The 18,924-nt window shown below is 66.0% G+C and carries 19 protein-coding genes and 1 tRNA gene; 10 read left to right on the top strand and 10 right to left on the bottom strand.

All coding sequences use genetic code 11. The annotated features are described in order from the left end of the window. Nucleotides 1-21: 21 nt before the first annotated feature. The gene (locus ACQ7JA_RS03755; protein WP_430894650.1) at nt 22-1,329 is read left to right on the top strand and encodes a sugar MFS transporter; all 1,308 of its coding nucleotides are present in this window, start codon (nt 22-24) and stop codon (nt 1,327-1,329) included. A 25-nt stretch (nt 1,330-1,354) separates the two neighbouring features. Next, nucleotides 1,355-3,817, top strand: a complete 2,463-nt coding sequence (locus ACQ7JA_RS03750; RefSeq protein ID WP_430894648.1) for a glycoside hydrolase family 31 protein — start codon at nt 1,355-1,357, stop codon at nt 3,815-3,817. A gap of 11 nt (nt 3,818-3,828) precedes the next feature. On the opposite strand, the gene ACQ7JA_RS03745 is transcribed toward ACQ7JA_RS03750, so the two are convergent. The 3 genes from ACQ7JA_RS03745 to ispB form a co-directional block, all read right to left on the bottom strand. Next, a complete protein-coding gene (locus tag ACQ7JA_RS03745; protein WP_430894646.1) occupies nt 3,829-4,728 on the bottom strand; it encodes a hypothetical protein in 900 nt (299 codons plus the stop codon). Between the two features lie 149 nt (nt 4,729-4,877). Continuing rightward, a tRNA-Pro gene (locus ACQ7JA_RS03740) sits at nt 4,878-4,954 on the bottom strand. 52 nt (nt 4,955-5,006) lie between these two features. Then, nucleotides 5,007-5,993 carry an octaprenyl diphosphate synthase gene (gene ispB, locus ACQ7JA_RS03735; protein WP_430894644.1) on the bottom strand — a complete coding sequence of 329 codons (987 nt, stop codon included), beginning with the start codon at nt 5,991-5,993 and terminating at the stop codon, nt 5,007-5,009. A gap of 293 nt (nt 5,994-6,286) precedes the next feature. Here ispB and rplU point away from each other — a divergent pair, with 293 nt between their 5' ends. The 7 genes from rplU to ACQ7JA_RS03700 all read left to right on the top strand — a co-directional run bounded on the left by rplU (nt 6,287) and on the right by ACQ7JA_RS03700 (nt 11,936). After that, the gene (rplU, locus tag ACQ7JA_RS03730; RefSeq protein WP_027865917.1) at nt 6,287-6,598 is read left to right on the top strand and encodes a 50S ribosomal protein L21; all 312 of its coding nucleotides are present in this window, start codon (nt 6,287-6,289) and stop codon (nt 6,596-6,598) included. A 43-nt stretch (nt 6,599-6,641) separates the two neighbouring features. Further along, nucleotides 6,642-6,914: a 50S ribosomal protein L27 gene (rpmA, locus tag ACQ7JA_RS03725; protein ID WP_005668438.1), complete on the top strand. Its 273-nt coding sequence runs from the start codon at nt 6,642-6,644 to the stop codon at nt 6,912-6,914. 106 nt (nt 6,915-7,020) lie between these two features. Next, nucleotides 7,021-8,133 (top strand): Obg family GTPase CgtA, encoded by a 1,113-nt coding sequence (gene cgtA, locus ACQ7JA_RS03720; RefSeq protein ID WP_430894641.1) that lies wholly within the window; start codon nt 7,021-7,023, stop codon nt 8,131-8,133. Nucleotide 8,134: 1 nt separating this feature from the next. Beyond that, entirely contained in the window at nt 8,135-8,545 is a 411-nt protein-coding gene (locus ACQ7JA_RS03715; RefSeq protein WP_430894639.1) for a hypothetical protein, read from the top strand. Continuing rightward, a complete protein-coding gene (gene proB / locus ACQ7JA_RS03710) occupies nt 8,542-9,672 on the top strand; it encodes a glutamate 5-kinase (protein ID WP_430894637.1) in 1,131 nt (376 codons plus the stop codon). The genes ACQ7JA_RS03715 and proB overlap by 4 nt, the downstream gene beginning before the upstream one ends. Nucleotides 9,673-9,812: 140 nt before the next feature. Next, complete coding sequence (locus ACQ7JA_RS03705; protein WP_430894635.1) at nt 9,813-11,384, top strand: methyl-accepting chemotaxis protein; 1,572 nt, start codon at nt 9,813-9,815, stop codon at nt 11,382-11,384. Nucleotides 11,385-11,573: 189 nt separating this feature from the next. Beyond that, nucleotides 11,574-11,936, top strand: a complete 363-nt coding sequence (locus ACQ7JA_RS03700) for a nuclear transport factor 2 family protein (protein ID WP_430894633.1) — start codon at nt 11,574-11,576, stop codon at nt 11,934-11,936. A 3-nt stretch (nt 11,937-11,939) separates the two neighbouring features. Here ACQ7JA_RS03700 and nth read toward each other — a convergent pair whose 3' ends face one another. Both nth and rsxB read right to left on the bottom strand, forming a co-directional pair. Beyond that, the gene (gene nth / locus ACQ7JA_RS03695; RefSeq protein ID WP_430894631.1) at nt 11,940-12,629 is read right to left on the bottom strand and encodes an endonuclease III; all 690 of its coding nucleotides are present in this window, start codon (nt 12,627-12,629) and stop codon (nt 11,940-11,942) included. Nucleotide 12,630: 1 nt separating this feature from the next. Next, entirely contained in the window at nt 12,631-13,314 is a 684-nt protein-coding gene (gene rsxB / locus ACQ7JA_RS03690; RefSeq protein WP_430894629.1) for an electron transport complex subunit RsxB, read from the bottom strand. Nucleotides 13,315-13,458: 144 nt separating this feature from the next. On the opposite strand from rsxB, the gene ACQ7JA_RS03685 reads away from it, so the two are divergent. Further along, nucleotides 13,459-13,791 (top strand): RcnB family protein, encoded by a 333-nt coding sequence (locus tag ACQ7JA_RS03685; RefSeq protein WP_430894627.1) that lies wholly within the window; start codon nt 13,459-13,461, stop codon nt 13,789-13,791. A 56-nt stretch (nt 13,792-13,847) separates the two neighbouring features. Here ACQ7JA_RS03685 and ACQ7JA_RS03680 read toward each other — a convergent pair whose 3' ends face one another. The 5 genes from ACQ7JA_RS03680 to ACQ7JA_RS03660 form a co-directional block, all read right to left on the bottom strand. Continuing rightward, nucleotides 13,848-15,083 carry a polyhydroxyalkanoate depolymerase gene (locus ACQ7JA_RS03680; RefSeq protein WP_430894625.1) on the bottom strand — a complete coding sequence of 412 codons (1,236 nt, stop codon included), beginning with the start codon at nt 15,081-15,083 and terminating at the stop codon, nt 13,848-13,850. A gap of 284 nt (nt 15,084-15,367) precedes the next feature. Next, nucleotides 15,368-16,465 carry an NAD(P)/FAD-dependent oxidoreductase gene (locus tag ACQ7JA_RS03675; protein WP_430894623.1) on the bottom strand — a complete coding sequence of 366 codons (1,098 nt, stop codon included), beginning with the start codon at nt 16,463-16,465 and terminating at the stop codon, nt 15,368-15,370. Nucleotides 16,466-16,574: 109 nt separating this feature from the next. Then, nucleotides 16,575-16,898 (bottom strand): ferredoxin FdxA, encoded by a 324-nt coding sequence (gene fdxA / locus ACQ7JA_RS03670; protein ID WP_430894621.1) that lies wholly within the window; start codon nt 16,896-16,898, stop codon nt 16,575-16,577. Between the two features lie 178 nt (nt 16,899-17,076). Continuing rightward, nucleotides 17,077-17,352: a protealysin inhibitor emfourin gene (locus ACQ7JA_RS03665; RefSeq protein WP_430894619.1), complete on the bottom strand. Its 276-nt coding sequence runs from the start codon at nt 17,350-17,352 to the stop codon at nt 17,077-17,079. Further along, nucleotides 17,349-18,896 carry a hypothetical protein gene (locus tag ACQ7JA_RS03660; protein ID WP_430894617.1) on the bottom strand — a complete coding sequence of 516 codons (1,548 nt, stop codon included), beginning with the start codon at nt 18,894-18,896 and terminating at the stop codon, nt 17,349-17,351. Before ACQ7JA_RS03660 ends, ACQ7JA_RS03665 begins: the two co-directional genes overlap by 4 nt. Between the last annotated feature and the right edge of the window lie 28 nt (nt 18,897-18,924).

The raw sequence follows: 18,924 nt of genomic DNA, 5'->3' as shown, positions 1-18,924 counted from the left end.
TAAATAATCAGGAGACTTCACATGGCAAACATTCCGCAGCCGACGACGACGACGCTGCCCCACCCGACCACGCAGGCCGGCACCACGGGCCCGCTCGTCATCATCACCATCCTGTTCTTCATGTGGGGTCTCCTGACGGCGCTGAACGACGTCCTGATTCCGCACCTGAAGGAGCTCTACACCCTGACCTATGTGCAGGCCATGATGGTGCAGTTCTGCTTCTTCGGCGCCTACTTCATCGTGTCGCTGCCGGCCGGCGCGCTCATCAAGCGCATCGGCTACCAGAACGGCGCCGTCGCCGGCCTGGTGGTCGCGGCCATCGGCTGTGGACTGTTCTACCCGGCCGCCAACAGCGGCTATGCGCTGTTCCTGTTCGGCTTCTTCGTGTTGGCGGCCGGCATCACCATCCTGCAGGTGGCGGCCAATCCCTTCGTGACGGTGCTGGGCGACGCCCGCAATGCCTCGAGCCGCCTGACGCTCACCCAGGCCTTCAATTCCCTGGGCACGACCGTGGCGCCGGCCCTGGGCGGCATCCTGATCCTCTCCGGCAGCGTGATGGGCGTGGAAGAACTGGCCAGGCTGCCGGCCGTGGAGCAGGCCGCCTACCGGGCGGCCCAGGCGGCCAGCGTGCAGGGTCCTTACCTGGTGCTGGCCGGCGCGCTGCTGGTGCTGGCCGTGCTGTTCGCCCTCGTGCGCCTGCCGAAGATCGTGCATGCGGACGACCCGGTGCAGAACGTGGGTGAGGAGGCCAAGGGCTCGGTGCTGGCCCACCGCCACCTGCTGCTGGGTGCCATCGGCATCTTCGTCTACGTCGGCGCCGAAGTGAGCATCGGCAGCTTCCTGATCAACTTCTTCGCCGAGCCGAGCATCGCCGGCCTGTCCCATGCGGACGCGGCCCACTACGTCAGCTTCTACTGGGGCGGCGCCATGATCGGCCGCTTCATCGGCTTCGCCGCCATGCGCTACGTCAGCCCGGGCAAGGCGCTGGCCTTCAATTCGGCTGCCTCGATCGCGCTGATCCTGTTCGCCGTCTTCGGCCAGGGCCAGGCGGCCATGTGGGCGATCATCGCGGTGGGCCTGTTCAATTCGATCATGTTCCCGACCATCTTCAGCATGGCCCTGTTCAAGCTCGGCAAGTTCACCGGCCAGGCATCGGGCATCCTGTGCATGGCCATCGTCGGCGGCGCCATCGTGCCCTTCGTGCAGGGCTTCTTCGCGGACGGCATCAGCGTCCAGACCTCCTTCCTGGTGCCGGCCGCCTGCTATGCCTTCATCCTGTACTTCGGCCTGAAGTACGCGAACCTGTACGGCAAGGGCGCGACGGTCTGATGTAAGGAAGAAGGAGATGTCCGCGATGCGGTCCACCCTGCGTTTTCCCGTCGCGGCCTGCGCCGCACTCGTTCTCCTTCTTTCCACCCCGGCCGGCGCCGCCCTGCGCGGCGTCGGCAAGGTGGTCGGGAGCCGCGCGCTCGACGACGGTCTCGAACTGAAGTTGTCCAGCGGCGCGCGCGTGCGCGTCGGCTTTGTCACCCCGGATGTGGTGCGCGTGCGCATGACGCCGACCGGCCGTTTCGACGCGGACGTCTCGTACGCCATCGAAGGCGCCCCGCCACGCAGCAAGGCGACCAGGACGAAGCAGGGCGCGGCCACGCAGCTGCGCTCCGCAAGCGGTACGCGCATCGTCGTCCAGCATGCGCCGGAACTCGCCATCTCGGTCTTCGACAGCGCCGGCCGGCTGGTCGTCGCTGACGACCCCGCCCGTCCTATGGCCTTCAACGCCGCCGACGGCTCGGTCGAAACCTCGATGCGCCGCGACGACTACGAGCTGTATTACGGCTTCGGCGAAAAGACCTTCCCGATGTCGCGCCACCAGCAGGCCATGGTGATGTGGAACGCCGACGTGCCGGACTACCCCGCCGGCCACGATCCCTCCTACCAGGCGATTCCCTTCTTCATCGCCCTGCACGAAGGCCGCAGCTATGGCCTCTTCTTCAACAATACCTGGCGCAGCTGGTTCGACATGGGCAAGCTGGACCCCCACCGCTACAGCTTCGGCGCAAAGGGTGGGGAACTGGATTACTACGTGTTCACGGGCGGCGCCGAACGCACCCCTGCGGGCGTGCTGCGCGACTACACGGCCCTGACCGGACGCGGTGCGCTGCCGCCCCAGTGGTCGCTAGGCTACCACCAGTCGCGCTGGTCGTATATGAACCAGGAAAAGGTGCTGGACGTCGCGCAGCAGTTCCGCCGGCGCCGCATTCCGGCCGACGTGCTCTACCTCGACATCGACCACATGGACGGCTTCAGGGTCTTCACCTGGAATGCCGGGACCTTCCCCGCGCCGAAGACCATGCTGGACAGCCTGCACGAGCAAGGCTTCCGGGCCGTGACCATCGTCGACCCGGGGATCAAGCTGGACCCGAACTTCCCGATCTACCAGAGCGGCCGGGCAGGGGACCACTTCGTGAAAAGGCCGGACGGCAGCGAGCTGCACGAGAAAGTCTGGCCCGGCATCTGCGCCTTCCCGGATTTCACCTCAAAGGCGGCGCGTGACTGGTTCGGCAGCCTCTATCGATCGGCCCTCGACCTGGGTGTGGACGGCTTCTGGAACGACATGAACGAGCCGGGCGTCTTCCCGCCGGACGACTTCAAGGGGCCCGAGATTCCGCTCGGCCCGCACCGCACCTTTCCGCTCGACGTACGCCATGACGGCGACGGCCGGCCGGGGAACCACGCGCAGTACCACAACGTCTACGGCATGCAGATGGCGCGCGCCAGTTTCGAGGGCCTGAAGAAGCTGCGCCCCGAAAAGCGCCCGATGGTGCTCACCCGCGCCGGTTTTGCCGGCGTGCAGCGCTACGCCGCGGTCTGGACCGGGGACAATTCGCCGACCTGGGGCAGCCTCGCGCTGACCATTCCGATGCTGGCCAACCTGTCGGTGTCGGGCGTGCCTTTTGTGGGCGCCGACGTTGGCGGCTTCATGGGCAGTCCGAGCGCCGAGCTGCACGCGCGCTGGATGCAGGCTGCAAGCCTGACGCCTTATTTCCGCACCCACTCGAACGACGTCTCGGCGCCGCGCGAACCCTGGGCCTTCGGGCCGGAATACGAGCGCATCAACCGCGCCGCCATCGAGCTGCGCTACCAGCTCCTGCCTTACCTGTACACGCTGTTCGAGGAAAACGAGCGCACGGGCAGGCCGCCCATGCGTCCGCTGTGGTTCGAGTACCCGGCGGATCCGCGCGCCGGCCTGGTGGAGGACCAGTACCTGCTAGGCGCGGACCTGCTGGCGGCCCCGGTCCTGAAGGAAGGGCAGACGAGCCGCGAAGTCTACTTCCCGAAGGGCGCCGCATGGATCAACTGGTGGACGGGGAAGCGCCATGAAGGGGGCGCGACGGCGAAGGTCGCGGCGCCGCTGGACCGGCTGCCGCTCTTCATCCGCGCCGGCGCCATCGTGCCCGTTTCCGCGGTGACGCAGCATACCGGCGAGATGCGTGACGCACCCCTGACCCTGCTGGTGGCAAGGGGCGCCGATGGCAGCGGCCGGGTCTTCCAGGATGCCGGTGACGGTTATGGCTACCTCCAGGGGCAATCGCGCACGATCACCGCGCGCCAGCAAGGGCAGAGCCTGCGGCTGGAGATGCCGGAAAACCGGGGCTACCAGCGTGTGAGCGCGATCGAGTTCATCGGCCTGCAGGCGCGGCCGCCCGCCGTCAGGATCGATGGACAGGAGGTGGAGGGCGCCTTCGATGCGGCCACCAGGCGCCTGCGCGTCGCGCTACCGGGCGAGCACGTGAAGCAGGTGCTGCTGGCCGACTAGGCAGCGGGCGCCTATTTCGTCTCGAACTTCCAGCGCATGTCGACCTCGACCACCTGCTCGCCCTTCTGGCCAAGCAGGTCGAGGGGCACGCGCAGGGTGGTCTTGCGGCTGCCGCTCTGCTGCACCTTGCCGCGCAGCTGATCGAACACCCAGGCCATCGCTTCCTTGTGCAGCTGGACGCCGTCGACCGGCGTATCGGTCCGGCGGTCCGCGCCGTAGTGGCGCGTGACCTTGCCCTTGGGCGCGGGCGGCTGGGTGGCCACCCACAGGCTGCCGGTCTTCGTATCCAGCGTCACCATGCTCTGGCAGACGAAGACGGCCTCGCGCTCGCCGCCCTGGTAGTCGACTTCCTTCCTCTCGAGGTAGGGCCTGGGGCCGCCCACGTCGTCGATGGCGCCATCCACGCTGTCCTGGATCCGCGCGCGGTACGCCATCCGGCAGGCTTCCGGCTGCAGGCCGCTGAAGTTCAGGTAGCGGCCGTCCTGCGGCTGCGGCACGGAGGGCGTGCCCGTCCAGGCCATGGTCATGCGGCTGGCCTCTTCGCCGACGCGCTGCAGGCAGGCGACGTTGTTGCCGCAGGCGGCCGCCTTCTTCTGCATCTGTTCCGCCACGCGCTGCGCCTCGGCTTCGGAAGGCATGCGGGCCTGCACCGGCGCATTCTGCTGCGCCAACATCTGCTGCGTGCCGGCTTCGTCCAGGCGATTGACGGCCTCCAGGCCGGCGACCGGGTGCACGGTGAAGGCCAGGTGCGCCGCCTGGGCGGTCTTGAAGATCGACTTGCCCTGGGTGCCGCGGGTCTGTCCGCTCCCGTCGATCTTCACGTCGAGGACCAGGCGGCCTGACTCGGGGACGGCGGCATGGCAGGTAGCGGCAAAGGCGAGGAGGGCAGGCGCGAGGAAGGTTTTTTTCATGGCCGGATGAACGATAATGTCGAAAGGCGTGAGGCTAATCGTTCGCTTTGCGCGCGTCGCCCACCACCACAGGGGGGAATCGCTACGTGCCATGGACGAAAAAAAACAGCGAGCCTTGGATGAAGGACTCGCTGCTTTTCTGGAATTCGTGGTCGGGGTGAGAGGATTCGAACCTCCGGCCTCTACGTCCCGAACGTAGCGCTCTACCGGGCTAAGCTACACCCCGACGGTTTGAGATCTCGTTTCCGAAATCTCGGGAAGGCATTACTATAATTTGCTCAATGGTTCCTGTCAACAGCGAAACTGCAGAGCTGGAGCAGGCTCGACTTGTAGATACTGTCCGGCAGGCCGCTGATGGCCTCGGCCGCGCGGCGGGCGGCGCTTTCCGCCTGGGCGCGGGTGTAATCCAGGGCGCCGCTGGAGGTAACGGCCGCCAGCACCGCGTCGAACTGCTCTTCGTCGCCGTGCTCGATGCAGCTGCGCACCAGCTGGCGCTGCTCCGGGGTACCGTTTTCCATCAGCCAGATCAGGGGCAGGGTGGGCTTGCCTTCACGCAGGTCGTCGCCCAGGTTCTTGCCGATTTCGGCGGCGTCACCGGCGTAGTCCAGCACATCGTCAATTAACTGGAACGCCGTGCCCAGCGAGCGGCCGTATTCGCCGGCCGCGTCGATCTGCGCGTCGCTCGCGCCGCCGACCAGGGCGCCCAGCTCGGCGGCCGCCTCGAACAGCTTGGCGGTCTTCGAGCGGATCACCTTCAGGTAGCTCTCGTGGGTCACGTCCGGATCGTGCATGTTCAGCAGCTGCAGCACTTCGCCTTCCGCGATCACGTTGGTGGCGTCGGACAGGATGCGCATCACGCGCATATTGTCGAGGCTGACCATCATCTGGAACGAGCGCGAATATAAAAAGTCGCCGACCAGCACCGAGGCCGCGTTGCCGAACAGGGCGTTCGCCGTCTGGCGGCCGCGGCGCATCGAAGATTCGTCGACGACGTCGTCGTGCAGCAGGGTCGCGGTGTGGATGAACTCGACCACCGCCGCCAGCTCGTGGTGGGCGCTGCCCTTGTATCCATAGGCATTGGCCAGCAGCAGCACCAGTACCGGCCGGATCCGTTTGCCGCCCGCGCTGATGATGTACTCGGCGATCTGGTTCACCAGGCTCACTTCCGAGTGCAGGCGCTGTCGGATCACCGTATTCACGGACTCCATGTCGGCGGCGATCGATTGGGCAATGGTGTTCTGGGCGGTTTGGGTAGCGGCTGACAAGGCGAACCTGCGGTAACAGTAAGTAAAGACAGTGGCGTTTTGGTCAAGTGCGGCGATTATACGACATGCAAGGGGAGGCCGTCCCGCGCCTGGCTGAGAGAGCGCTACAGCGAAGGGCTGTCGATCGCGCCGTTGGCTTTGCGCTACGCCCGTTTAGGCGCTTGCCCGCGAAACGTGAAGCCCTTTTGACCGCTTGCCACGAGTTATGTATAATCCCCTGTTCCCCGGCATCCGAACAGCTCAGCGTCTCTGACGCCGGCGGGATTCTTTTAACATTTGATGAGGTTTCAATCATGTACGCGGTCATAAAAACCGGTGGCAAGCAATACAAAGTTGTCGCTGGCGAAAAACTCAAAGTAGAACAGATACCTGCTGACATTGGTTCCGAACTCACCATCGATCAAGTTCTCGCGCTCGGCGCGGGCGACAGCATCAAGTTTGGTGCTCCGCTGGTCGAAGGTGCCTCGGTCCTGGTGAAAGTTGTTTCCCACGGTCGCCACGACAAGGTCCGCATCTTCAAGATGCGCCGTCGTAAGCACTACCAGAAGCGTCAGGGCCATCGCCAGAACTTCACCGAAATCCAGGTGGTGTCGATCAACGGCTAATCCCCGTTCGATTCACCAAGTTCATTCATCAAGGAGCAAATAAATGGCACACAAAAAAGGTGGCGGTACTACCCGCAACGGCCGTGACTCAGAAAGCAAACGCCTTGGCGTGAAAGTCTACGGCGGCCAGGCGATCAACGCCGGCGGCATCATCATCCGTCAACGCGGCACCCCGGTGCGCGCTGGCGCCAACGTCGGCACCGGCAAGGACCACACCCTGTTCGCGCTGGTCGACGGTACCGTCAAGTTCGTCAAGCAAGGCGTGGGCTCGAAGCAGTTCGTGACCGTCGTTGCTAACGAAGCAGTCGCTGCTTAATAAAGCACTCGCGCCGCATTTCGCGGCGCTTCTTTGCAAGGCGTAAGCCTTCCATCGAAAGGCTCTGCCCACGGTAGGGCCTTTTTAGTTTTTATCGGTCACCATCATGAAGTTTATCGACGAAGCAAGAATTGAAGTCATCGCCGGCGACGGCGGCAACGGGTGCGCCTCGTTCCGCCGCGAGAAGTTCCGCCCATTCGGCGGCCCGGACGGCGGCGACGGAGGCAAGGGCGGCTCGATCTTCGTGGTGGCCGACCGTAACATCAACACCCTGGTGGACTTCCGCTATTCGAAGACCCACCACGCGCGCAACGGCGAACCGGGCCGCGGCTCGGACTGCTACGGCAAGGGCGCGGAAGATGTCTACCTGCGCATGCCGGTCGGCACCCTGATCGTGGACGACGTCAACGGCGAGATCATCGCCGACCTGATGGAACACGGCCAGACCGAACTGCTGGCCAAGGGCGGCGAGGGCGGCTGGGGCAATATCCACTTCAAGACCTCGACCAACCGCGCGCCGCGCCAGAAGACCGAAGGCAAGGCCGGCGAACGCCGCACCCTGCGCCTCGAGCTGAAGGTGCTGGCCGACGTGGGCCTGCTGGGCATGCCGAACGCCGGCAAGTCGACCTTCATTACCGCCGTCTCGAACGCCAAGCCGAAGATCGCCGACTACCCGTTCACGACCCTGCATCCGAACCTGGGCGTGGTGCGCGTCTCGCACGAAAAGAGCTTCGTGATCGCCGACATCCCGGGCCTGATCGAGGGTGCGGCCGAAGGCGCGGGCCTGGGGCACCAGTTCCTGCGCCACCTGGCGCGCACGGGCCTGCTGCTGCACATCGTCGACCTGTCGGGCTTCGATGCCAAGGCCGACCCTGTGAAGGAAGCCAAGGCCCTGGTCAAGGAACTCGAGAAGTACGACGAAGAACTGCTGAACAAGCCGCGCTGGCTGGTGCTCAACAAGCTCGACGTGGTGGAGGAATCCGAGCGCAAGAAGGTCGTTAAGGACTTCATCAAGCGCATGGCCTGGAAAGGGCCTATGTTCGAGATCTCGGCCCTGAACCGCGAAGGCTGCCAGGACCTGGTCAATGCGATCTACCTGCACCTGGAAGAGAAGCGCACCAGCGAGCAGCGCGCCGAAGAGACTTCGATGACCGAGGAAGCCCGCGGCATCAACTCGATCGATCCCGACGATCCCCGCTTCAAGATCCTCGAAGACTAAGTTGGCCGCAGTCCTGCCCCATCGCGGCCGGCTGCGCAGCCGGTTGTTGCACCTCGTCGCCACCGCCAGTTCCCTGGCGGCGCTGGCGGCATTGCTCGATCCCGACGGTATCGCGTCGGCGATGGGCCTGTTTCTCGTGGGCGTGAACGGCTACAGCCAGTTCTACGCCATCTACGTGGGTGTCCGCCTCGCAACCGCGATGCTGGCCTACCTGGCAGCCAGGCAGGGCGACCAGCCCATCCTCGGCGACCTCACCGCCTTGTTCCTCCTGGCCCAGCCGGCCGGGCGCCTCGTCGCCGCATTCGCGATCGGGCTGCCGAAGGGGGTATTATTAGCTGTCTGCGCGGTCGAGCTGTTGGCAGGACTTTCCCTGCTGGCCTTACGGCCGCGAGGAAAATTCCTGTCGCCATGACTCAATTCCTCCATTCCGTCCTCCAGCAAGCCTCCAGAATCATCGTCAAGGTCGGTTCCTCCCTCGTCACGGACGAGGGCAGGGGCCTGGACCACGCCGCCATCGCCCGCTGGGCGTCCCAGATCGCCGCCTTGCGCGGCCTCGGCAAGGAAGTCGTGCTGGTCTCTTCCGGCGCCATCGCCGAAGGCATGCTGCGCCTCGGCTTCACCGCCCGCCCGACCGACATCCACGAACTCCAGGCCTGCGCCGCCGTCGGCCAGATGGGCCTGGCGCAGATCTACGAGACGAGCTTCCGCGGCCACGGCATCGGCACCGCCCAGGTGCTGCTGACCCACGCCGACCTGGCCGACCGCGAGCGCTACCTGAACGCGCGCTCGACCCTCACGACCCTGCTGCGCCTGGGCGTGGTCCCGATCATCAACGAGAACGACACCGTCGTTACCGACGAGATCAAGTTCGGCGACAACGACACCCTCGGCGCCCTGGTTGCCAACCTGATCGAAGCCGACGCCCTGGTGATCCTCACCGACCAGCGCGGCCTGTTCTCCGCCGATCCGCGCAAGGATCCGCAGGCCAAACTCATCGGGGAAGCCCAGGCCGGCGACCTCCAGCTCGAAGCGATGGCGGGCGGCGCCGGCTCCAGCCTGGGGCGCGGCGGCATGCTGACCAAGGTGCTGGCCGCCAAGCGCGCCGCGCGTTCGGGCGCCCACACCATCATCGCCTGGGGCCGCGAAGAGAATGTGCTCACCCGCCTGGCGGGCGGCGAAGCGATCGGCACCCAGCTGACCGCACCGACCGGCCGGCTGACGGCGCGCCGCCAGTGGATGATCGACCACCTGCACACGACGGGCGAAGTAGTGATCGATGCGGGCGCCGCGCAGAAGCTCACCCGCGAAGGCAAGTCGCTGCTGCCGATCGGCGTGATCGGCGTGCGCGGCGAGTTCGGGCGCGGGCAGGTGATCACCTGCCTCGACGAAGCCGGCACGCCGCTGGCGCGCGGGCTCACCAACTACACCAGCAGCGAAGTGCGGCGCATCATGCGCCATTCGTCGGCCGAGATCGAAGGCATCCTTGGGTATGTCGAAGGGCCGGAGCTGGTGCATCGCGATAACCTGGTCCTGCTCTGACAGGCGCCAAGGCTGGGATGTTGCCGCGTAGATACAGGTAAGGATCGTCAAATCAGTTAGATTTTGCCTGGCGGATACAAAGGACGTAGACTGGTCATGCGTGGCGAATAGCCCTACCGTTCACCTCCTTCAAGGCCCACATGAAACTCAGCCGCAAACTCCCGATCGGCTTCGCCGCCGTCACCCTGGTCGTCGCCTGCGCCGGCTTCTTCGGCATGAGCCGCATGAACCAGGCGCTCGACACCTATAACGAGGCCGTGACCCAGTCCGGCCACGCCCAGCGCGTCGAAGGACTGCTCTCGCACTTCCGCCTGCAGACGCAGGAATGGAAGAACACCCTCCTGCGCGGCAAGGACGAGGCGCAGCGCGGCAAGTACTGGGACGCTTTCCAGAAGACCGAAACCGCAGTTGCGCAGGAAGCGAAGGCGCTGGTCGCCATCCTGCCGGCCGGCGAGGTGCGCGATCTCCTGAGCCGCTTCGACGGCGCGCATGCCAAGATGGGCGAGGGCTATCGCCGCGGCTACGCCGACTACACCTCGTCCGGCTTCGATGCCGCCGCCGGCGACACCGCCGTCAAGGGCATGGACCGTGCGCCCGCGGAACTGCTGGCCCAGGCCCAGGAGGCGATGTCGAAACAGGCCGTGGCGACGGTCGCCTCGGCCGAAGCGGTGGGCAAGCAGGCCACCATTCTGAGCTACAGCCTGATGCTGCTGGGCGCCGTCGCGGCGGTCGTCGCCGGCGTGCTGGTGTCGCGTTCGATCACCCGCCCGATCGAAGACGCCGTCGAAGTGGCCCAGAGCGTCGCCGCGGGCGACCTGCGCGCCACCATCGAGGTGCGCGGCAACGACGAAACCGGCCAGCTGCTGCAGGCGCTGAAGGACATGACCGGCAGCCTGCAGACCATCGTGGCCCAGGTGCGCAACGGTACCGAGACGATCGCCGTGGCGTCCGACGAGATCGCGCAGGGCAATGCCGACCTGTCGGCCCGTACCGAGCAGCAGGCCGGTGCGATCGAGGAAACCGCCTCGTCGATGGAAGAGATGACTGCCACCGTGAACCGCAATGCCGAGAACGCCCAGCACGCCAGCATGCTCGCGATCTCCGCCTGCGACGTGGCGAGCAAGGGTGGCCAGATGGTCGAGCAGGTGGTCGGCACCATGGCCTCGATCAGTGAATCCTCGAAGAAGATCGTCGACATCATCAGCGTCATCGACGGCATCGCCTTCCAGACCAATATCCTCGCGCTGAACGCGGCGGTCGAAGCTGCGCGCGCCGGCGAGCAGGGCCGCGGCTTCGCGGTGGTGGCCGGCGAAGTGCGCAATCTGGCGCAGCGCTCGGCCACGGCTGCCAGGGAGATCAAGGAACTGATCAACGACTCGGTCGCCCGCGTCGATGTTGGCAACCAGCTGGTGGGCCAGGCCGGCGCCACCATGGGCGAGATCGTCAGCAGCGTGCGCAGCGTGATGGACATCATCGCGGAGATCAGCACTGCCAGCGCGGAGCAGGGCGCGGGCATCGCGCAGATCAATATGGCGGTCGGCGAGATGGACACGACCACCCAGCAAAACGCGGCGCTGGTCGAAGAGGCGGCGGCTGCGGCGCAGTCGCTGCGTGACCAGACCGCGGCGTTGAACGACGTGGTTGCCGTGTTCAAGCTCGAAGATGCGCGCAAGCCGATCGGCGTGCATTCACCAAAGAGGCTTGCCGCGTAGGGTGGGCCTAGGCGGCCCCGCGAGTCCCCCGCCCACGCGTTCAAACAAAGCATCCCTGGCCACTGCGCATCCTTGAGTTGAACGCGCGTTCGGCGAAGCGTGATCCAGTCCACCGGACTGGATCACCCCTACGTTAAGATGGAAAACGCGCCAGTTCCTGGCGCGTTTTTTTATTTAGCGATGGAGCGTATGAACACCACTTCCCCTCTCGCCGTCGTCCAGGCCCAGCTCGATGCCTACAACGCCAAGGACCTCGACGCCCTGATGGCGACCTACGCGCCGGACGCGCAGCAGTTCGCGCTGCACGGCGCCCTGCTGGCGCAGGGCCTTGAGGCGATTCGCCCGCGCTACCAGGAACGTTTCGCCGAACCGGACCTGCACGCGCGCCTGGTCAGCCGCTCGGTGATCGGCAACTTCGTCACCGACGTCGAGGTCGTGACCCGCAATTTCCCCGAAGGGCGCGGCACGGTGGAGATGCTGTGCGTGTACGAGGTGGTCGACGGGCGTATCGCGCGCGCCTCGTTCGCCACCGGCGAAAAGCGGATGGGCTGAGGCTTACTTGAGGCCAGCCGCTTCGGCGGCTTCCACCGCCGGGTCGAGCGTGCCCGGCGGCGCCGGCGTCTTGTCCTTGAACTCGCACAGGTCCGCGATCAGGCAGTTCCAGCACTTCGGCTTGCGCGCCACGCAGGTGTAGCGGCCGTGCAGGATCAGCCAGTGGTGGGCGTCGATGAGAAAATCCTTCGGCACGAACTTCAGCAGCTTCTGTTCGACGATGTCGACGTTCTTGCCCGGCGCGATCTTCGTGCGGTTCGAGACCCGGAAGATGTGGGTATCGACCGCCATGGCCGGCTCGCCGAAGGCGGTATTCAGCACCACGTTGGCGGTCTTGCGGCCCACGCCGGGCAGGGCTTCCAGCGCTTCGCGCGAATGCGGCACCTCGCCGCCATGCTGCTCCACCAGGATGCGGCAGGTCGCCATGACGTTCGCCGCCTTTGTGTTGTAGAGGCCAATGGTCGAGATATAGGACTTGAGTTCGTCCAGCCCCAGGTCGAGGATGGCCTGCGGGGTGTTGGCCACCGGGTAGAGCTTGCGCGTGGCCTTGTTCACGCCCACGTCGGTCGACTGCGCCGACAGCAGCACCGCGATCAGCAGTTCGAAGGGCGTGGTGAATTCGAGTTCGGTGGTCGGCTTGGGGTTGGCCGCGCGAAAGCGCGTGAAGATCTCGAGGCGTTTGGCTGGGTTCATCTCATTCCTTGTCGGATGGAGGTGTGCCTGCGGCTTTCAGGCGCGCGCGTTCCATCGCGGCGGCGATGATGGCGCGCTTGCGTTCCTTCTCCGCCAGCTCTTCCGGCGTGTTCGTGACTTCCGCCGTCACCGCGCGCATCTTCTCCAGCGCCTTGGCGGCCAGGCGCGCATCGTTCTCTTCCTTCTCGCGACGCAGGCGCTCGCTGCGGAAGTCGTGGCGGCTGCGCGCCGCATCCGCGGCTTCCTGCGACCAGGCGGCCCAGCCGGTCCGCTCGCCCGTCACCGGCACCATCGAGATGCAGTCGACCGGGCAGGGCGCCACGCACAGGTCGCAGCCCGTGCACAGGCTCGGCAGGATGGTGTGCATCTGCTTGGCGGCGCCCGTGATCGCGTCCACCGGGCAGGCCTGGATGCACAGGGTGCAGCCGATGCAGAGCGACTCGTCGATGAAGGCGACCGGGCGCGGGCGTTCGATGCCGTTGGCCGGATTGATCGGGATGACCGGCCGGCCGGTGACGTTTGACAAGCGGCGCACGCCTTCGATGCCGCCCGGCGGGCACTGGTTGATCTCCGCTTCGCCGCGCGCGATCGCCTCCGCATACGGCCGGCAGGCGGGGTAGCCGCACTTGGTGCATTGCGTCTGCGGCAGCTGGTCTTCGATCAGGTCGGCGAGCGTTTTGGTCACGGTAGATAGGCATTAGCGCGTGGCGTGCGCGAAAGCCGACATTATCCGCCAAAACCAGGGCCTGCGCGACCTGCGTGCTGGAGCGAACAGACCGGGCCGTGTGCGCATGGTGTACTGGAGCCAATCGACAAACAGGGAGCCGAGATGAACAAGATGATCGTTTCAGCCCTGGTCGCCATGGCGCTGGCCTGTGGGGCCGCGGCCCAGGCGCACCAGCGTAACGTGGAGGACGCACGCCAGCAGCAGGCCAGGGCCGTCAAGGCCGGGCCCTACCGCAGCGTGGAAGCGAGCGGACAGCTCAAGCGCGGCGAGCAGCTGCCGCCGCGCTATCGCACCCATCACTACGTGGTGGAGAACTGGAAGGCGCATCGCCTGACGCAGCCGCCGGCGGGGCACCAGTGGGTGCAGGCGGGAAGCGACTATGCGCTGGTGTCGATCGCGACCGGGGTCGTCACGGAGGTATTGGTGGGGAAGTGAATTTGGCGCGAGCGCCAAACGAAACGCCGGAGCGAGCTCCGGCGTTTTCACATGGTTCAGGCATTCGCCTTGATGAACTCCGTGATCTTCGGACAGATGATCTCGCGCCAGCGGCGGCCCGAGAAGATGCCGTAGTGGCCGCACTTGGGCGCCACGAATTCCAGGTGCTTTTCCTTCGGGATGCCGCTGCACAGGTCGTGCGCCGCGCGGGTCTGGCCCAGGCCCGAGATGTCGTCCAGCTCGCCCTCGACGGTGAACAGGGCGACGGTGGTGATGTCCTGCGGACGCACCAGCTGGCCGCCGACTTCCCAGGTGCCCTTGGGCAGGGCGTGTTCCTGGAACACGGTCTTGATGGTGTCGAGGTAGTACTCGGCCGGCATGTCGAGCACGGCGTTGTACTCGTCGTAGAACTGGCGGTGCGCCTCGGCCGAGTCGTCGTCGCCCTGCACCAGGTGCTGGTAGAACTCGCGGTGGCTCTGGGCGTGGCGGCCCGGGTTCATGGCGATGAAGCCGGCGTGCTGCAGGAAGCCCGGGTACACCTTGCGCCCATAGCCGGGATAGTTGCCCGGCACAGAATAGATCACGGTGTTCTCGAACCACGAGAAAGGCTTCTCGATCGCCAGGTCGTTGACCGCGGTCGGCGACTTGCGCGGGTCGATCGGGCCGCCCATCATGGTCATGGTCTTGGGCAGCTTCGGGTCCTTGTTGGTCGCCATCAGCGAGATCGCGGCCAACACCGGCACGGTCGGCTGGCACACCGAGATGACGTGCACGTCCGGGCCGAGGTGGCGGATGAAGTCCTGCACGTAATAGATGTAGTCGTCCAGGTGGAAGGGACCATTGGACAGGGGCACCATGCGGGCGTCGGTCCAGTCGGTGATGTAGACGTCGTGCTCGACCAGCAGGGCGCGCACGGTATCGCGCAGCAGGGTCGCATGGTGGCCGGACAGCGGCGCCACCACCAGCACGGTCGGCTGCTTCAGCCCGGCGAAGGCCTTGTCGCTCAGGTCTTTCTTGAAGTGCAGGAGCTTGCAGAAGGGCTTCTCGACGACGGTGCGCTCGATGATGCCGACGTCGGCATCCTGGATCGAGACGGTCTTGATGCCGAAGGCAGGCTTTTCGTAGTCCTTGCCCAGGCGGTACATGAGTTCGTAGCCGGCGGCGATACGCTGCGAGAACGGCGTGTGCGCGAACGGGGAAACGGGATTGGAAAAGAGTTTCGAGGACGCATCGGCCCACTGCATGAGCGGGGTCAGGAAGGAGCGTTGCATCTCGTGCAGTTGATAAAGCATAAATAATTCCTTCGTTTGGTGCGCTTCGCAATCGTTTGCGCTTGGATTCAATCAATTATAGGGGATAGTCATTTACTTGTGGAAACAGCCGTTTTCACTCCCCGGAACCCATGGCTCACTTGTAGCATATTTGTGCAAGACGCTTCGGTGAGGCGTCCCACATAAGAGGAAAGCGCGGTGCGATTGCCGGACTTCGTCGCTTCGCACTTACTCAACAAGACCTCCAGGCAACAAAAAAGCCGCCCGGCTTGCGCGGGGCGGCTTGTTCGGGAATCGCTCGGGAATCAGTCGAAGACCGGAGTCTCGACGCCGAGGATCTTGTGCAGCTTCGGCGAGGTCGTCGTGTACTGCATGTGGATCTTCTTGTCCGGGAAGATGTAGGGCGCGGCGCCGAAGGCGGCCAGCGCGGCTTCGTGGAAGCCCGACAGGATCAGCTTCTTCTTGCCCGGGTAGGTGTTGATGTCGCCCACGGCGAAGATGCCCGGGACGTTGGTCTCGAACTTCTCGGTGTCCATGACTTTCAGCTGCTTGCGCTCGATGTCCAGGCCCCATTCGGCGATCGGACCCAGCTTCGGCGACAGGCCGAAGAAGACCAGCAGCATGTCCAGCGGCACGCGGCGGGTGACGCCGTCGGCGCCGGTGACCTTCACTTCGGAAAGCTGGCCGGCCTTCTCTTCGAAGCCGGTGACCTGGCCGATGATCAGCTGCATCTCGTACTCGTCGCACAGGGCCTTCATCTTGGCGACCGAAGCCGGGGCGGCGCGGAAGTCCTCGCGACGGTGCAGCAGCACGACCGACTCGGCCTTGCCGACGAAGTTCAGGGCCCAGTCCAGGGCGGAGTCGCCGCCGCCGCAGATGACCAGGTTCTTGCCTTCGAACAGGACCGGATCCTTGACGCGGTAGAACAGCTGGGTGTTCTCGAACTTCTCGATGCCGTCGACCTTCATGGTGCGGGCCTGGAAGGAACCCACGCCGGCGGCGATGAAGATGGTCTTGGTGATGAACTGCGTGCCGGTCGAGGTCTCGACGTTGAAGCGGCCGTCTTCGCGGCGCTGCACGGTGGTGACTTCCTGGCCCAGGTGGAAGGTCGGCTCGAAAGGCTCGATCTGCTTGAGCAGGTTGTCGGTCAGTTCCTGGCCGGTGCACACCGGCACTGCCGGGATGTCGTAGATCGGCTTGTCAGGGTAGAGTTCCACGCACTGGCCGCCGACGGCCGGCAGCGAGTCGATGACGTGGGCCTTGATCTCGAGGAGGCCCAGTTCGAAGACCTGGAACAGGCCGACCGGACCGGCGCCGATGATGACGGCGTCGGCATCGATCGCGCCGGCGAAGGAGCTGTTCGGAGCGATGCTGCCCGCTTCGTGGGAGGCACTGATAGTCATGCGCTTGTCTTTCTTTGGAATGGGGTAGGAGTGGGACGGTGGCCGCTAGTGTGCCACGATTGACGAACGGCCGCAGACGCCGGCCCGGCGGGCCGGGCGTCTGGCACGTTCAGCGGGCCAGCTGGTCCAGCTTGTCCTTGACGTCTTTCCACTCTTCGGCGTCTGGCAGCGCCGGCTTGGTCTTGGTGATCGACGGCCAGAAGCGCGACAGGTCCGCGTTGATCTTGATGAATTGCTGCTGGTCCGACGGCACGTCTTCTTCCGCGTAGATCGCGTTCACCGGGCACTCGGCCACGCAGACGGCGCAGTCGATGCACTCGTCAGGGTCGATGGCGAGGAAATTCGGGCCTTCCCGGAAACAATCTACCGGGCATACATCGACGCAGTCGGTGTAACGACAACGGATGCACGATTCGGTGACAACGTGGGTCATAACAGTCCTATTAGTTTATTGGGTCGCGTCGCCGGGCGCTGACTGGGCCGGCCGGACATGCAAAGCACTGTATTTTAGGGCAATTCGGCGTTTCCTTCTAGTGGCCTTCATACACAATATATATAAGCAAATGCGTCGGGCGGCGCGCGCCTGGCGCCGCCAGCACCGGCAGAAACCCTCAGGCGCTGGCGCGCAGGCGGTCGAGCAGGGTCTGCCAGTCGCCGCCGCTGCCGTCCTCGCGCAGGAAGACCGTGTGGCAGCGCTGCCCGTCCTCGACCGTGATCTCCCAGCGCGGCAGGTCGGCGCCGACCGGGCAGGCGGGCGCCGCCGAGAAGAAGTCGAGCCGCCCCAGGAGGACTTCGAGCTCGCCGCCGTCCGGGTGGGCGGCGGTGTCGAGGTCGTAGGCCTGGGCGAGCCCGGCGAAACCGCCGCAGGCGCGTGCGCTGATCTTCATGGCTGTTCCGGGGCCAGCGCCACCGGCGGCGCCAAGCACCCGGCCAGGCGCCCGTTCGCGCCGCACCAGAGCGCCAGCGCGCGCGCCTCGGCGTCCAGCACCCGGTCCATCCGGTAGTACTCGGGCAGGTTCATGGTGCCGCAGCAGGCGCGCCGGTCCTGGCGGGCGCCCGCCTTGTCGCAGACCTTCGGCGCCAGCTTGTCGACGCCCGGGACCGCCGTCGCAGCCGAGGCCTGGCCAGGCGCCTCGACCACGTCGCGGCGCGCGAACTGGTTGTGGATGAAGCCGGCATAGGCGGCCGGCTTGCCGTCCTCGACCACCAGGCGCAGCATCTCGTTGACCACGTCGGCATAGCTGGCGGCGCTGTCGGGCGCGGCGATCAGGGCGCGCAGCAGCAGGCCGCGCAGGTAGGCCGCCACCCGGTGCAGCACGGCGGCGCAGTCGTCCAGCACGGGATTGCGCTCGTAGGCGAACATATCGGCCAGCACGTCGTAGACGGCGCCGGTGAAGACCTGGGAGATTGCGTGCACCTGGGTGCCGGCCTGGCCGAGCGTCAGGTCGTTGTCGGCGTTGCGCAGGCCGACGGTAGAGCCCAGCGCCAGCCCGAACTGCTCGGCGACGTCGGACAGGAAGCTCTTGTCGTGCAGCTGGGCCCGGGTCTGGGCGATCACGGCTTCGCACAGGTCGAGCTGCGACAGGGCCAGGAAGATCGCGGTCAGGTCGCCGAAGGCTTCGTGCAGGCCGCCGGTCTGGGGCGGGGCGTCGGCCAGCAGCCACTGGGGCTTGAGACCGTCCAGTACCGCGTGGGCGGTCTCGTGGGCCACGATGTCGAAGGAGCGGCAGGTATAGACCCGTTCCGGCTCCGTGGCGCCGGCGCCGGTTCCGGCCGGCTCCAGGCTGGGCACGAAGTCGCCGAACTTCAGGCAGCCCTGGGTGCGGCTGTAGAAGGCGTTCATCACGTTCGGCAGGCCGTGCGGGAAGAGCATCAGGGGACGGGTGTCCATGCTGGTGTTCCACTGCCAGGGCAGGGGCATGTCCAGGCCCACGGCCAGCAGGGCGCGCTGGTACATGGTCAGGGTCTGGCGCACCACCGCATAAGTGTGCACCGCATCGAACTGCGGGGTGTCGGGTTGCGTGACGAAGTCGCCGAAGGCGTTCGGCTCGACCGGGTCGATGCCGGGTGCGCCCGGCGCGATGCGGGCGTCGCGCGGGCCGGCCAGCACCGGGCCGGGCAGCCAGGCGCGCCGGGTGCCGATGTCGCCCACCGTGGGATCCTGCTTCCACATCAGCACGCGGGCGCCGAAGGCCTGGGGCAGGGCGGGCGGCTCGGCCGCGGCATCGTCCTCGCCGGCGCCGGCCTCCATGTTCGCCGCGGTGCCGGAGGCCGGCTGCGGCCCGGTGTCCGGCAGCAGGGGCTGCTCGAGCAGGCGGGCGGCGCGGTGCTGCTGCAGGTAGGGGGCGCTGGGCGTGGGGATGGGGCGGGCCGGCGGCTGGTCACGGTCGGGCGTGGCCAGTGCGTCGGGCAGGAGGGGACCTGGTTCCATGACGGCTCCTTGCGAAATATCGGGCGGC

The organism is Massilia sp. BKSP1R2A-1, assembly GCF_050586525.1.
Lineage (GTDB): Bacteria > Pseudomonadota > Gammaproteobacteria > Burkholderiales > Burkholderiaceae_D > Telluria.
This window is presented reverse-complemented; position numbering and strand designations above follow the sequence as displayed.

Bases quoted from the DNA above. Each gene is read 5' to 3' on its own strand.
- ACQ7JA_RS03660 (WP_430894617.1), bottom strand. From the start codon at position 18,896: ATGGAACCAGGTCCCCTCCTGCCCGACGCACTGGCCACGCCCGACCGT.
- ACQ7JA_RS03750 (WP_430894648.1), top strand. From the start codon at position 1,355: ATGCGGTCCACCCTGCGTTTTCCCGTCGCGGCCTGCGCCGCACTCGTT.
- ACQ7JA_RS03675 (WP_430894623.1), bottom strand. From the start codon at position 16,465: ATGACTATCAGTGCCTCCCACGAAGCGGGCAGCATCGCTCCGAACAGC.
- ACQ7JA_RS03700 (WP_430894633.1), top strand. From the start codon at position 11,574: ATGAACACCACTTCCCCTCTCGCCGTCGTCCAGGCCCAGCTCGATGCC.
- ACQ7JA_RS03705 (WP_430894635.1), top strand. From the start codon at position 9,813: ATGAAACTCAGCCGCAAACTCCCGATCGGCTTCGCCGCCGTCACCCTG.
- ACQ7JA_RS03745 (WP_430894646.1), bottom strand. From the start codon at position 4,728: ATGAAAAAAACCTTCCTCGCGCCTGCCCTCCTCGCCTTTGCCGCTACC.
- fdxA (WP_430894621.1), bottom strand. From the start codon at position 16,898: ATGACCCACGTTGTCACCGAATCGTGCATCCGTTGTCGTTACACCGAC.
- rpmA (WP_005668438.1), top strand. From the start codon at position 6,642: ATGGCACACAAAAAAGGTGGCGGTACTACCCGCAACGGCCGTGACTCA.
- cgtA (WP_430894641.1), top strand. From the start codon at position 7,021: ATGAAGTTTATCGACGAAGCAAGAATTGAAGTCATCGCCGGCGACGGC.
- nth (WP_430894631.1), bottom strand. From the start codon at position 12,629: ATGAACCCAGCCAAACGCCTCGAGATCTTCACGCGCTTTCGCGCGGCC.
- proB (WP_430894637.1), top strand. From the start codon at position 8,542: ATGACTCAATTCCTCCATTCCGTCCTCCAGCAAGCCTCCAGAATCATC.
- rplU (WP_027865917.1), top strand. From the start codon at position 6,287: ATGTACGCGGTCATAAAAACCGGTGGCAAGCAATACAAAGTTGTCGCT.
- ACQ7JA_RS03755 (WP_430894650.1), top strand. From the start codon at position 22: ATGGCAAACATTCCGCAGCCGACGACGACGACGCTGCCCCACCCGACC.
- ACQ7JA_RS03665 (WP_430894619.1), bottom strand. From the start codon at position 17,352: ATGAAGATCAGCGCACGCGCCTGCGGCGGTTTCGCCGGGCTCGCCCAG.
- ACQ7JA_RS03680 (WP_430894625.1), bottom strand. From the start codon at position 15,083: ATGCTTTATCAACTGCACGAGATGCAACGCTCCTTCCTGACCCCGCTC.
- ACQ7JA_RS03685 (WP_430894627.1), top strand. From the start codon at position 13,459: ATGAACAAGATGATCGTTTCAGCCCTGGTCGCCATGGCGCTGGCCTGT.